Below are 11,792 nucleotides of genomic sequence, written 5' to 3'. Positions count from 1 at the left end.
GCGCAGGCGCAGGCAATGCACCGCTGGAAGTGTTTATTGCAGCCGTACAGCGTATGGGTTTGAACCATGGCTGTGATGTGAAAAAGCTGATTGATGCCGCCGAAGATATTGTGCGTCCATTGCAAGAACGTCCGGTACGAGTCGACCGTGAGACTTTGGCGCTGGGCTATGCAGGTGTGTATTCAAGTTTCTTACGCCATACCGAAACCGCTGCGCAGAAATATGGTTTATCAGCATTCGATATTTTGGTTGAGCTGGGCAAGCGCCGCATGGTGGGCGGTCAGGAAGATATGATCGTCGATGTCGCGCTGAATATGCTGAAAGAGCAGCAGGCGGTATAAATGCCTAATGAATAGAGGAGTCGAGCGCTTCTCTATTCAATTTTTTGTGATTGATACAAGTGCTGCAGTGATGAATCTAGAGAAACATCATTAAAAAAGAGCAGCGATATGTTAAAAAGCGGTGTTTAAATGGAATTGCGTGCGCTTTATTACCCATCTGCAGAAAGCAATTTAGAAGCGGTCAAAGAAAATGGCATGTATCTGCAATACATAGAAAAACAGACAGAATCATTGTGCATCGCGGCCTTAAGGCAAAACCCGCGAGCGATCAAGTTTGTTAAAAAGCAAAGCCCTGAGATTTGTTTGCTGGCAGTCAGACAAAATGGTGATTTATTGCAGCATGTGCATGAGCCAACTGAAGAAATCATTTTACAGGCAGTAAATAATGAAGGTTTGGCTTTAAAGTATGTGCTTTTTCCAAGTCATGAAATCTGCATGGCGGCAGTTAAGCAAAATGGCTTTGCCTTAAAATATGTGAAAAATCAAACCGCGGCACTATGTGAAGCTGCAGTATGCGCACATCCATTGGCTATAAAATATGTGAAGTATCAGACTGATGAATTGTGTTTGAAAGCGATTAAGAAGAATGCTTTGGCGATACAGAATATTAAAACGCCAACTGAAGTTATGAATATGATTGCTGTAGAAAAAAATCCTATGGCAATTCAATTTATTGCAGCGCCTAATTCAGCGCTATGCCATTTAGCCGTACAGCTAAGACCCTATGCTATTCGATACATTCAACACGCAGATGAGGCACTTTGGCTGGAAGCCATAGCGTGTAAACCCAATGTCATTCAATTTTTAGATTTTTATTCTGAGAAGCTGTTAAGCGCAGCATTAAAGCGCAATCCTTTAACTTTAAAGTTTATTCCAAAACAATTTTTAACTTTAGAGATTAGGAATCTAGCTCTATCGCTGGATTCAGGTCTTGCCAAGTATTTGAAGTGATTCTATCGTTCAAATCGGCTAACTTAAACTATTTATAAAATGTTTTATGCGTGATCAAAGCGAGTATAAAAATTGATATTGGAATAATGCCAATTCCTTTGTGATTTATGGGGCAGAAGCGGGTCTGCTGCAGTTGATAAAAACATTCCATTCTTTAAAAGTTCAATAAAGCAATACGTTATAAACGCGGGTTAACACTGTGGCTTTTATGGATTTTAGGATTAATACACTGTTATGGCCTTATTTTTTTTCTTTAAATTTACAATATCAATGCGATATACCGCTTAAAAGAATTGAATATTCATTCGCTTACAGAGTGTAGTTTTTTTATAAAAAAATGAGTATCTTATCCTCTAATTAAAAGGGGGTAGCATGAAAAAAATATTATCAATCGGGACTTTATCTTTAATTTCTACTTTTGCGCTGGCAAATAGCCCTGCAATTTTGCAGTCAGGGGAGCCGCTTCCAGCGGGTGCTCAAATTGATGCTCCGCAGAATTTGGGATCAAAATCCAATGTATCTGTGCCAGTTGCAGTGGCAGCAGGCTATGCAGGCTCTAAAGTTGGTTCCAGTGATTTGGGCGGTGATGAACGTTTCAATGGATTCTTTATCAATGTTTCTGTACCGGTTTACTCAAAAACTAACTTTTATACAGAGTATGAATATCAGGATGCTTCTGATATGGATTTCAATGAATTTTCAGCGGGTATGCAATACAAAGTTTTAGAAAACGATAAGACTTACCTGACTGCAGGCTTAGGACTGGGTTATGCATGGATGGATGAAAGCGCTGAAGGTTATTCTTTAGAACTGGGCTATTTAACGATTCCACTGCATTTTGAGCTTGGCTATAAAATTCAGCCCAATATCGATGTATTTGGCAATTTAGGCTACAAGTGGTTCATCAACCAAAAAGGTGAAGCGTGTATTTATGGCGTGTGCGCTGAAGGCAGCAGTTCAGATTTGAATATTGACGGCATGACTTACAAGGCAGGCCTTCGCTATACTTTCTAATGACATCAATGAGAGAACCGCCTTAAAGGCGGTTTCTTTTTTTAAAACAAGCTGTTTTTCTGAAGTTAATGTTTAAATCTAAAAAATAATGCTTTTTTGATCAAATCCAATATAAATATGATCTGGCAGATTATGGTCCAAGAGCCATAAATCCATGTCATGGCTAAGGTGGGTGATCCATGTTGATTGCGGTTTCACTTGTTCAGCTATTTCAATAACATCCATCAAGTTGTTATGATTTCTGCCTGAGTAATGCGGCGGATGGCTGCAGTCCAGAATCAGGTGCTGGATATTTTTCTGCGCTAAAAATGCTGCTGTTTCCGGCGGCAATCCTAAAGTATCTGTCAAATAGGCAATGTTATGGCCTTGCGGCGTTTCAATAAAATAGCCAAAAGTCAGCTTTGAATGAATGAGCGGCAAAGCAGTGATGCTTAAGTCACCGACATTAAAACTCTCGAATCTTTGAATCTGCTGAAACGCCAGCAAACCGTGATTTTTATATAAATCTGCACAGCCAATAGGGTCGGGCGGAGCAAAAACATCAATACTTTCACCAATGCCCCATCTTAAATGAAATAAACCTTGTACATGGTCTGGATGAAAATGAGTCAGCAAAATTGCCGAAAGGCTCCCAGCAGGGAATCTTTCGGTTAAGTCGGTTATACCCGCATCAATCAGCACACGTGTATGAGCTGTTTCAATCAGTGCGCAGCTCGCGCTGCGACGTAAATGTGAATGCGTGCGCGCCTGCTGGCATGCGGCGCATTGACAGCCGTAGAGCGGGACACCGCCTGCATCTCCCGTTCCCAAAAAAGTAAATTTCATATTATGGTTGTCCTGCAGGCAATCTCAAATGCTGCTCAATTACTTGAATGAGTTTTGCAGATGCTTGGCTCAATTCGGCATTGTTCTCAATAACGGTCAAGCCGAGTTCAGTCTGCGCAAATGCTGCGGCGCGCTGAAGCCGTGCGTGAATCTGAGTTTCAGATTCGCGGCCTCTGGCGTGCAGCCGCTGCGCTAAAATTTCAGGACTGACACTAATCAATACAGGCACTAAATTTGGAAAGCAGGATTTAGCCTGCTCCAAATGGCCTCTAGACCCATTTACTAAAACATGATGTCCCTGCGCCAGCCATGCATTGACCTCGCAGCCAATGGCATAATGCAAATCATGGCTCTGCCAGTGCAGGGCAAAAAGCCCTGCGTTCTGTCTGGCATGGAACTCTGCCGGTGTTAAAGAAATGTGGTTCTCATTCAAATCTATCGGACGGGTAATATAGCGGTGTGCAAAGAACAGGGAGGCATTTCCTTCAAAATGCTTTTTTGCAGATTGGATCAGCGAATCCTTGCCAGAGCCGGAAGGCCCCATCAGATAAAATAAACAAGCTTTAGGCATAGCAGAACTCAGCTTGATAGACTGGCTTGCCTGCCGAAAAGACATACTGCGCCTGAACCTGCTCTTGAATATTGCTGACACAAACCAAATCAGCGCGTTTTCCAATTGCAATTTCACCGCGGTCAGCCAGCCCAGCGGCTTGAGCCGGATTGTATGTAACCAAGCGGATGGCTTCAGGCAAACTGATTGATGAAATTTCTGGAAGACGGAAAGCCGCCGTCAGCAGTGACGCAGGATGATAATCTGAGCATAAGCAGTCTGCGACATTTGCAACCACCGCATCCAGCGCCCGCATTGACCCCGACTGGCTTTTGCCTCTTAGAATATTAGGCGCGCCAAAAATGGTGCTGATGCCTTTGGCTTTGGCCGCTTGAGCGGCTTCTAAATTAATCGGGAACTCAGAAATTTTGACCCCTAAACCGTGCAGCAGATGAACTTTATCTGCTGTATCGTCGTCATGCGAAGCAATGGCGATATTGCGCGCGGCAGCTTTTTCAATCAGGGTTCTAATCCGGTCCATGGTGCCTTCCGATTGCGCGAGTTTGTTTGCAATCAGCTCATCGAGTTCCGCTTCGGTTTTTTTATAGCTGCGCGCTAAGTAGTCTTTAAAAGCAGCCACATCCTTGAATTGCCCTTGGCCTGGCGAGTGATCCATAATTGAAACCAAATCAATAGCATCACGTTCAATCAGTTCCAGCAAGTAGTTGAGCGCAGTTGGATCTGTAACTTCGTAGCGGCAGTGAATGCGGTTGTCTACTAAAGCTGAGGCATTCCATTTACGCATCTCGTGCACAATAGATGATGCAAATGCGTTATTGCGCACACCAAACTCATCATTGGCAAATGAAATTGCATGAAATACAGTGGTGATGCCATTGCTGGCATTGCGCTTATCGGCCTGCGCACAGGCAAAATTTAATGGAAAATGCACTTTTGGGCGCGGTTCTACTTCTTTTTCCAGCGCATCGCAATGCAAATCAATCAGCCCAGGAATCACAATGCCGCCTTGCAAGTCTATATTTTCGGCCTCTGGCACATAGGCAGGATTAATTGCAGAGATGATTCCATTTTCGATCAGCAGCGAGCCGTTCTCAAGAATTTGATCTTTTAAAACAATTCGCGCATTGCTTAGGCAGTATGAACGGTTCATGCGATATCCTTTAGAAATTGGGTAAGAGCTGGCGGTGGCGTGAGTTCAACAATATGGTCAGCAAGCTGCTGGGTGATGGCAGGGTCATGGAAAATTGCCAGCATCGCGGTGCCTTGTGATTTAAGGTTTTGAATGAGGCCGGTCACTTTGGCGGCCGTAAGCGGATCAAGACTGGCCGTCGGTTCATCCAGCAGCAGCAGGCGCGGTTTAGAAATTAAGCCGCGGGCAAGATTGACCCGCTGCCGTTCACCGCCAGAAAAGGTAGAGGGTGAAAGGGTCCATAAGCGTTCAGGCAAATTCATGGCGCTCAGCAATTCTGATGCAAGCTGCTGCGCTTCTTGGCGCGCTGCGCCCATTTTGATGAGCGGAGCAGATACGATATCTAATGTGGACTGGCGCGGCAGGCAATGCAGGAATTGCGTTACAAAGCCAATTTCATTGCGCCGCAAAGCCAGTATTTGATGTTCTTCGGCGCGGGCGAGATCAATTCTTTGCCCTTGCTGATTGCAGTACATGATTTCACCAGCACTGGGCAGATAGGTACGGTAAATCCCTTTGAGAATAGACGATTTGCCTGCGCCAGTCGGGCCAGTTAATGCAGTAAGCTGTCCTGAAAATACTTGAAAGCTAATATCGTGTGATGATGGAATAATTTTATTCTGTTCATGCAGGTTAAAGTATTTGCTGTATTTTTTGACGTGAAGAATAGGTGTGTTCATCAAAGTATCCTTATAGCGCTGAAGCGACCAAGCGCTGTGTATACGCATGCTGCGGGTCTTCGAGAATCTGGTCTGTCAGTCCTGTTTCAATAATCCGGCCATATTTCATGACTAAGGTGCGACCAGCCAGCAATCGTATGACGCCTAAATCATGCGTAACCACAATCATTGCTGTTTTGAGTTCTTGCTGGATTTCCAAGATGAGGTCTAAGATGCGCGCCTGAACGGACAAATCTAAGCCAGTGGTGACTTCATCTAAGAATAAGAGCGGCGGCTGTGTGGCCAATGCTTTGGCGATTTGCACACGCTGCTGCATGCCGCCGGAGAAGTTTTTAGGCAACTCATCTACACGGGAAAGCAGGACTTCAGTTCTGGCCAGCAGAGTTTTGACCCGTTCACGGATTTCGCCATAATTCATCAGGTCACTCATAAGCAGGCGTTCCGCGATATTGCCGCCAGCAGAAATATCAAAATTCAGCCCTAAATGCGGATTTTGATACACCATGCCAAAACGGTGGTTTCTTAGCCATCGCTGCTGCGCATTATTTAAGGAAAAAATGCTGTGGCTTTGGGCGGCATCATAAAAATTTGCATACCCTGAATCTGGAATTTGATCAAAATACAAATTTTTGACAATTGTCGATTTACCGCTTCCAGATTCGCCCATAATGCCCAAGATCTCACCTTCATACAGGTCAAATGAAACATCATGAATGGCGACAATGCTGCCGCAATGCGGGCAGACATTGGTTTCATTTTCAGGCCCTGTAGATACAGCGCATAAAGAGCAGCCAGAACCGTAAATCTTGCTTAAGTTTTTGACTTCAAGGATTTTCTTCATTTTTTCATTCCTCGTGAATCAAGTAATGCCTGCTGTTCTTCGCACCAGTCGCTGTCTGAACATTGATAAAGCTTAAAGCCTGAATCCTGACTGAACTCATCTAAAAAAGACGTGGTGCAGCCGCAGCGTGTACACGCGCGGCGCTGACCAGTTTCGTCATTAAAATTTTCTACACGGAAGGGCTGGTCTTCAAATGCCAGCGGCTCTGCATGAGTAAATGGGGGAACGGCATAAATTTTCTTTTCACGCCCTGCGCCAAACAAAAGCAGCGCTTTTGATTGATGCAGTTTCGGCACATCCCAGCGCGGGATGGGTGAGGGGTCAATGACATAATGGCGATTAATGCGGGTTGGGTAGCGGTGCGAGATGGTAATTTCATTAAACTGCACAATGTCTTCATATAATTTCACCAGCAAGCGCGAATAGTCCGCCTCGCCATGCATGGTTTTGCGCTTATCTTCCGAAGGTTCCACAATCACCAGCGGATCTGGGTAAGGCACCTGCAAGACAATGATTTGTTCTGCTGCTAATGCCAGTTCAGGAATGCGGTGGCGTGACTGAATGAGCGTGGCTTCAGCAGTTTTTGATGTTGTCGAAATACCGGGGCAGGTCATTTCAATAAACTGGCGCAGATTCACTGCATTGACTGAATCATCTGAGCCTTGATCAATCACTTTAATGTTTTCATTTTTACCCATTAAAGAGAGCGTCAGCTGCAGGCCGCCTGTGCCGAATCCGCGGCCCATCGGCATTTCACGAGAGGCATACGGCACTTGATAGCCTGGAATAGCAATGGCTTTTAAGGTAGCGCGGCGAATTTCTTTTTTTGCAAATTCATCTAAGAAACCAAAGTTATAGGCATTTTGCTGTTCTGTTTGAATTTGAGCATTCATTGTGGAGCTTCCTGTTGCTGCTGCGCCATGCGCAAACGGTCCATATCTGATTGAAAGGTCACGTAATGCGGCATTTTGTAATGCGAGGCAAACCCCATGGAGTCCACACCGTCAATGTGCAGCAGAACAAATTCAGCATCTTCTGATGGATTGCTGGCGCCATCCTTCATGCCTTTTTGCAATGCGCGGTCTAGAATTGCCATCGAAATTGACTTCACTTCGTTGTGGCCCAAGCAGGCGCCGTAGCCAATTGTAAAGACGGGTTTTTCGTTTGGGCTTGGTTCAAACATGGCAATAACTTCACATTCAGTGACCAAGACTTCGCCTGCTTCAATCAGCTCTCCTGTAATGGCATGCGGGAGCATGACAGGAACATAGCCGACCCGCAGTTCTGCGACAGTAGGGTGAATATCGCCGTATCCGCGCATGTTGGAATAAGCAATGCTTAATAAAGAGCCAGTTTCCGCTCTGGCCATAGTGGCCAAAGCGGCCGAGCGAGATACAGGGAAAATGAGCGGTTCACGGGTAATATCAAAAGCTTTTAGATTCGATTTTTTTTCTAATACAGGTAATAGGCCTTCTTCACGCAGCGCGCTGACTACCTTTGGAAAGGTGTATGGAATTTGTTGACTCTCTGCTGTCCCGCTTAGCCATTTTTTTGCAAATCCACGGAAGGCCTCAGAAGATTCATCCATCAATTCCATTCGCAGCAAACGTAAGGCGTAGTCTGGTGTAGCCCCCAGCATTTGCCCGCCGGGAATATCTTTAAATGCAGCTGAAATGCGGCGAATAACCCGCATATTAGAGGTATCCAGCGGCGGCGTTGCGCATAAGCGCGGGCGGGTGGATCGCCAAGCGCGCAGGGTAAAAGCCGCTTCCAGTGTATCGCCAAGGCTTTGCTTAATGGATAAAGCCGCCAGTTCTGGGTGGTATACACCGCCTTCGGAAATTACTCGATCCACCAAGTGGCGCAATTGAAATTGAATGCTTTCAATATCAAGCGGAGCAGATTTTGGGTTATTCAGCGCCTGTTCAGTCCGCAGAAATTCGGTGACTGAGGCTGCGCCAGCAATGGCCTGACCGCCGCCTTTAATTGGAACATAACTCATATCATTGTACCTGCGGCTGGAATTGAATTTTGGTGGTGCGGGGAAGCACCGCGATTTCACTAGGAGAGATGAGGATGCAGTCAATCCCGAGCGGAAAATGACTATTCCAAATAAGGCGCTGATTCAGCCATTCCTCATCTAAACCCGCAACATGCAGGCAAGTCTCAGCTTCAATTCCCGGTCCGCTGAGTATGAGTGGAGCCTCAGTGCCGGATGAGCTGATTTTTGTGACTGAAATACAAAGAGTTGCGCCTAATTCAGGTGATTCCAGACTGCCAAGTGATGGCGTGAAGCGCGGCGGAGTCATGCCATCTGCCAGAATAAATTGCGCATCTTCAACAGGTCTCGGCTGAGCTTGAAGCATGGACCATTCAGTACTGCTCAAAGAGCCAGCGGTATCTGCCAAGGTCGATGCGCTGTCCAGCAAAGTTGCTAATACGGCATGCTGTGCATGCTCACTTCCAGCCAAATGCTGAAGATTGTGCACTGTGCCTGGAAATGAAAAGGCATTTAATAATTCACGGTAAATCTGCTGCTGAATTTCGGGCTGCCAAATTGCTTCAATATTCATTCGGCATTCTCCGTTTGATCGAGTGTGGCAAAGTCCACGCGTGTTCTTAAAAGCATGCTGCTGCGAATCTGATCCTGAGCTTGGCGTTTTTCTGTTCCTTGCTCTATCAGCTGAGCAACCTGCAGCCAGCCACTCAGTTGATGGGCTAAAATTGCATCGAGCACAGCCAGCGCTTTTGCCAGCTCTGCATTGTCTGCCATCACTTGTGCGTTGCCTGAGCCTTTTTGACCATCTGCACAGGTGACTGCAACACTGCAGCTAGACAGGGGGAATTCACCTAAATAGAAGGGTTCATTTAAAGCGCTTTCTTGGAGAGTGATTAAGCCTAAGCCTGCTTGCGCTAATTGCAGCATGGAGACATTGGCTGTTTCAGTTAAAGATGCGGCAAGCTGGATCAGCTGCTCTTCTGGATGTGCGGTCAGCGCCCGAATCCAGTCTTTTTGGGGTACTGTAATCATGTTAATTTTTTCCGCAGCCATGCTGAAATATAGTCAATAATTAAAATTGTGAATAAAATGATCAGAATCAGCGCTGCAGCTTGGTTGTAGTTGAATAAGCGCAGGGTATCGTGCAGCGCCAGTCCAATGCCGCCTGCACCAACCAGCCCCAATACAGCAGCCATGCGGACATTGCGGTCCAAGATATACAGTACATAGCCAAGGGCTTCGCGTGAAATACTTGGCCAGCCGGCATACATGACCATTTGCGGGAAATTGGCGCCAGTTGAGGCGACTCCTTCGTGAACGCCTTTATCAATCTGTTCCAAGCTTTCTGCAAAGAACTTGCCTAAGAAACCGGCAGTATGCAGACCTAATGCAAGCGCTCCAGCCAAAGGGCCCAAGCCGATCGCAGCGACAAAAACTAAAGCGAGCAATAAGTCGGGCATAGCGCGTATGAAGTTCAGCAGTTCACGTGCGGTGTAATACAGCACAGGGTGCGGTGTGAAATTCTTGGCAGCAAAGGGCGCTAAAATAAACCCTAAGAAAACTGCGATTGCTGTGCCCCAAAGTGCAGTGGCTAAGGTTGTGCCTAGGAGTTCTAGATATCTAGACAAGTCTGAAAAATCGGGCTGGCCATATCGGCTGAAATATTCAGCCATATCTGAAACACCGTAAGTCAGTGTTTCAAATGAAATATCTAAGTCCCAAATAATGAGCCATAAGATAGCAAGGAGCGCTGTCACCCAGACTGGGAATGGATTTGCAGGCTTTTGGGGGAACTGCAGTTTGCTTTGATTCATACTTTCGCCCCATGAATAATACGGTTGCGCAAATAGCTTGAAAGATGATCAAGCAAGGTCACCACCAGATAAATTGACAGCGCAATCAGAATTAAGCGGTCGTACTGGAACAAGCGCATAGACATAACCATGTCATATCCGATGCCGCCTGCACCGACCACACCCAGAATTGTCGCAGCGCGAATGTTGTGATCCAGCACATACATCAAAGTGCCTGTTAAATTTGGGAAAGCCTGAGGGAATATGGCAAAGAGTCGAACTTGCATGCCATTGGCGCCATGGGCTTGCACGCCTTCAATTGCTTTGGGGTCCACCGTTTCAATGGCTTCTGCAAAAAATTTGCTCATGAATCCGACTGTGACAAAGGCCAGCGCCATGATTCCAGCCAGCGGGCCGAGTCCAACAGCAGAAACAAAGACCAGTGCCCAGACTATTTCTGGAAGTGAACGCATGAGGCTGAGCAGGTCTCGAGTCAGGCGATACAGCAGCGGATGCAAGGTGGCGTTTCGTGCAGCTAAAAAGCCGAGCGGCAAACTGATGACTAAGGCAATGGCCGTCGCGAGAAATGAAATTTCAAGTGTTTCCAGCATTTTTGAGGCTAATTGCGGCAAATATTCAAAATTTGGCCAGACCGCCATATGGCTGAAAAATTCAATAAAGTTATCGATAGATCGTGTTAAGCGGATGAAATCAATTTCAACAATAGGCGCTGTCAGGAATAAACTGATGCATGCCGCAAGCAAGCTCAGGGTTAAACCTAAAGGGGGGAGCCCGTTAGGCGTTGGCCAGCGCAGCGTGAACATTTTCATATTCGGCACCCTCTCTATGATAAATCTTTTGCAAAGCTAAACTTGTCAGCTGTTCAGGAGGGCCATCAAACACAATTTGCCCTTGATTCATGCCAATAATTCGGTCTGCAAAACGCTTTGCCAGCTCAACTTGATGTAAATTCACCACAACTGTGATTTGGTCGCGTGTGCATATTTCACGAAGTAAAACCATGATTTCTTCACTGGCTACAGGGTCTAGGCTGGCCACAGGTTCATCCGCAAGAATAATTTTCGGCTGTTGAGCCAATGCGCGCGCAATACCGACCCGCTGCTGCTGCCCGCCCGATAATTTATCTGCCCGGTTCCATGCTTTATCCAGTAAGCCGACACGCTCTAAAGCCTGCTGAGCAATTTGCATATCGCTTTGGCGAAATAAATAGAAAACGCTTCCAAGCCAAGAGCGGTGGGCCAATCGACCAGTCAGCACATTGGTCACTACAGATAATCGGTCAACAAGATTGAACTGCTGAAAAACCATGGAGACGCTATGGCGGATTCGCCGTAAATTCGATTTGCGTACAGTTTCGCTATTGATCGATACTTCGCCGCTGGTTGGGGTTTCAAGCCCGTTCATTAAGCGAAGCAGCGTAGATTTTCCAGCGCCGCTTGGTCCAAGAATGACTGTGAAACTGCCAGACCCGATTTCGGCATTAATGCCTTTTAAAGCTTCAAAACCATTGGCATACCGCTTTACCGCCTGATGAATTACGATTGAAGACATCAACTTTTCCTTATTG

General features: G+C 46.1%; 14 protein-coding genes and 1 pseudogene. 3 read left to right on the top strand and 12 right to left on the bottom strand.

The genetic code is table 11. From position 1 onward, the window contains the following. The 3 genes and pseudogenes from B9T34_RS15925 to B9T34_RS15915 all read left to right on the top strand — a co-directional run. A pseudogene (locus B9T34_RS15925) lies at positions 1–341 on the top strand (4-hydroxy-2-oxovalerate aldolase); the annotation flags it as partial. Positions 342–470: 129 nt separating this feature from the next. Continuing rightward, positions 471–1,292, top strand: a complete 822-nt coding sequence (locus B9T34_RS15920; protein WP_228147469.1) for a DUF4116 domain-containing protein — start codon at positions 471–473, stop codon at positions 1,290–1,292. 372 nt (positions 1,293–1,664) lie between these two features. Continuing rightward, positions 1,665–2,306: a hypothetical protein gene (locus B9T34_RS15915; RefSeq protein ID WP_086214117.1), complete on the top strand. Its 642-nt coding sequence runs from the start codon at positions 1,665–1,667 to the stop codon at positions 2,304–2,306. A 78-nt stretch (positions 2,307–2,384) separates the two neighbouring features. On the opposite strand, the gene phnP is transcribed toward B9T34_RS15915, so the two are convergent. The 12 genes from phnP to phnC are packed head-to-tail and all read right to left on the bottom strand — an operon-like array spanning position 2,385 to position 11,776. Next, positions 2,385–3,131: a phosphonate metabolism protein PhnP gene (gene phnP / locus B9T34_RS15910; protein ID WP_086214116.1), complete on the bottom strand. Its 747-nt coding sequence runs from the start codon at positions 3,129–3,131 to the stop codon at positions 2,385–2,387. A gap of 1 nt (position 3,132) precedes the next feature. After that, positions 3,133–3,747 carry a phosphonate metabolism protein/1,5-bisphosphokinase (PRPP-forming) PhnN gene (phnN, locus tag B9T34_RS15905; protein ID WP_213034165.1) on the bottom strand — a complete coding sequence of 205 codons (615 nt, stop codon included), beginning with the start codon at positions 3,745–3,747 and terminating at the stop codon, positions 3,133–3,135. Further along, positions 3,695–4,852 carry an alpha-D-ribose 1-methylphosphonate 5-triphosphate diphosphatase gene (locus B9T34_RS15900; protein ID WP_086214114.1) on the bottom strand — a complete coding sequence of 386 codons (1,158 nt, stop codon included), beginning with the start codon at positions 4,850–4,852 and terminating at the stop codon, positions 3,695–3,697. The genes phnN and B9T34_RS15900 overlap by 53 nt, the downstream gene beginning before the upstream one ends. Beyond that, a complete protein-coding gene (gene phnL / locus B9T34_RS15895) occupies positions 4,849–5,571 on the bottom strand; it encodes a phosphonate C-P lyase system protein PhnL (protein WP_086214113.1) in 723 nt (240 codons plus the stop codon). Before phnL ends, B9T34_RS15900 begins: the two co-directional genes overlap by 4 nt. A gap of 10 nt (positions 5,572–5,581) precedes the next feature. Beyond that, positions 5,582–6,412 carry an ATP-binding cassette domain-containing protein gene (locus B9T34_RS15890; protein ID WP_086214112.1) on the bottom strand — a complete coding sequence of 277 codons (831 nt, stop codon included), beginning with the start codon at positions 6,410–6,412 and terminating at the stop codon, positions 5,582–5,584. Continuing rightward, the gene (locus B9T34_RS15885) at positions 6,409–7,305 is read right to left on the bottom strand and encodes an alpha-D-ribose 1-methylphosphonate 5-phosphate C-P-lyase PhnJ (RefSeq protein WP_086214111.1); all 897 of its coding nucleotides are present in this window, start codon (positions 7,303–7,305) and stop codon (positions 6,409–6,411) included. The genes B9T34_RS15890 and B9T34_RS15885 overlap by 4 nt, the downstream gene beginning before the upstream one ends. Further along, the gene (locus B9T34_RS15880) at positions 7,302–8,414 is read right to left on the bottom strand and encodes a carbon-phosphorus lyase complex subunit PhnI (RefSeq protein WP_086214110.1); all 1,113 of its coding nucleotides are present in this window, start codon (positions 8,412–8,414) and stop codon (positions 7,302–7,304) included. The genes B9T34_RS15885 and B9T34_RS15880 overlap by 4 nt, the downstream gene beginning before the upstream one ends. Before the next feature lies 1 nt (position 8,415). Beyond that, on the bottom strand, positions 8,416–8,985 hold the full coding sequence (gene phnH, locus B9T34_RS15875) for a phosphonate C-P lyase system protein PhnH (protein ID WP_086214109.1): 570 nt from the start codon (positions 8,983–8,985) through the stop codon (positions 8,416–8,418). Next, on the bottom strand, positions 8,982–9,443 hold the full coding sequence (phnG, locus tag B9T34_RS15870; RefSeq protein WP_086214122.1) for a phosphonate C-P lyase system protein PhnG: 462 nt from the start codon (positions 9,441–9,443) through the stop codon (positions 8,982–8,984). The genes phnH and phnG overlap by 4 nt, the downstream gene beginning before the upstream one ends. Further along, the gene (phnE, locus tag B9T34_RS15865) at positions 9,440–10,225 is read right to left on the bottom strand and encodes a phosphonate ABC transporter, permease protein PhnE (RefSeq protein WP_086214108.1); all 786 of its coding nucleotides are present in this window, start codon (positions 10,223–10,225) and stop codon (positions 9,440–9,442) included. The genes phnG and phnE (B9T34_RS15865) overlap by 4 nt, the downstream gene beginning before the upstream one ends. After that, on the bottom strand, positions 10,222–11,034 hold the full coding sequence (gene phnE / locus B9T34_RS15860; protein ID WP_086214107.1) for a phosphonate ABC transporter, permease protein PhnE: 813 nt from the start codon (positions 11,032–11,034) through the stop codon (positions 10,222–10,224). Before phnE (B9T34_RS15860) ends, phnE (B9T34_RS15865) begins: the two co-directional genes overlap by 4 nt. Then, complete coding sequence (gene phnC, locus B9T34_RS15855; RefSeq protein ID WP_086214106.1) at positions 11,000–11,776, bottom strand: phosphonate ABC transporter ATP-binding protein; 777 nt, start codon at positions 11,774–11,776, stop codon at positions 11,000–11,002. The genes phnE (B9T34_RS15860) and phnC overlap by 35 nt, the downstream gene beginning before the upstream one ends. Positions 11,777–11,792: the final 16 nt, after the last annotated feature.

This window comes from Acinetobacter sp. ANC 3813 (genome assembly GCF_002135435.1).
Lineage (GTDB): Bacteria > Pseudomonadota > Gammaproteobacteria > Pseudomonadales > Moraxellaceae > Acinetobacter.
The sequence above is the reverse complement of the archived record's forward strand: the minus strand, read 5'-3'. Positions and strand labels throughout refer to the sequence as shown.

Bases quoted from the DNA above. Each gene is read 5' to 3' on its own strand.
- B9T34_RS15920 (WP_228147469.1), top strand. From the start codon at position 471: ATGGAATTGCGTGCGCTTTATTACCCATCTGCAGAAAGCAATTTAGAA.
- B9T34_RS15915 (WP_086214117.1), top strand. From the start codon at position 1,665: ATGAAAAAAATATTATCAATCGGGACTTTATCTTTAATTTCTACTTTT.
- phnP (WP_086214116.1), bottom strand. From the start codon at position 3,131: ATGAAATTTACTTTTTTGGGAACGGGAGATGCAGGCGGTGTCCCGCTC.
- phnN (WP_213034165.1), bottom strand. From the start codon at position 3,747: ATGTCTTTTCGGCAGGCAAGCCAGTCTATCAAGCTGAGTTCTGCTATG.
- B9T34_RS15900 (WP_086214114.1), bottom strand. From the start codon at position 4,852: ATGAACCGTTCATACTGCCTAAGCAATGCGCGAATTGTTTTAAAAGAT.
- phnL (WP_086214113.1), bottom strand. From the start codon at position 5,571: ATGAACACACCTATTCTTCACGTCAAAAAATACAGCAAATACTTTAAC.
- B9T34_RS15890 (WP_086214112.1), bottom strand. From the start codon at position 6,412: ATGAAGAAAATCCTTGAAGTCAAAAACTTAAGCAAGATTTACGGTTCT.
- B9T34_RS15885 (WP_086214111.1), bottom strand. From the start codon at position 7,305: ATGAATGCTCAAATTCAAACAGAACAGCAAAATGCCTATAACTTTGGT.
- B9T34_RS15880 (WP_086214110.1), bottom strand. From the start codon at position 8,414: ATGAGTTATGTTCCAATTAAAGGCGGCGGTCAGGCCATTGCTGGCGCA.
- phnH (WP_086214109.1), bottom strand. From the start codon at position 8,985: ATGAATATTGAAGCAATTTGGCAGCCCGAAATTCAGCAGCAGATTTAC.
- phnG (WP_086214122.1), bottom strand. From the start codon at position 9,443: ATGATTACAGTACCCCAAAAAGACTGGATTCGGGCGCTGACCGCACAT.
- phnE (WP_086214108.1), bottom strand. From the start codon at position 10,225: ATGAATCAAAGCAAACTGCAGTTCCCCCAAAAGCCTGCAAATCCATTC.
- phnE (WP_086214107.1), bottom strand. From the start codon at position 11,034: ATGAAAATGTTCACGCTGCGCTGGCCAACGCCTAACGGGCTCCCCCCT.
- phnC (WP_086214106.1), bottom strand. From the start codon at position 11,776: ATGTCTTCAATCGTAATTCATCAGGCGGTAAAGCGGTATGCCAATGGT.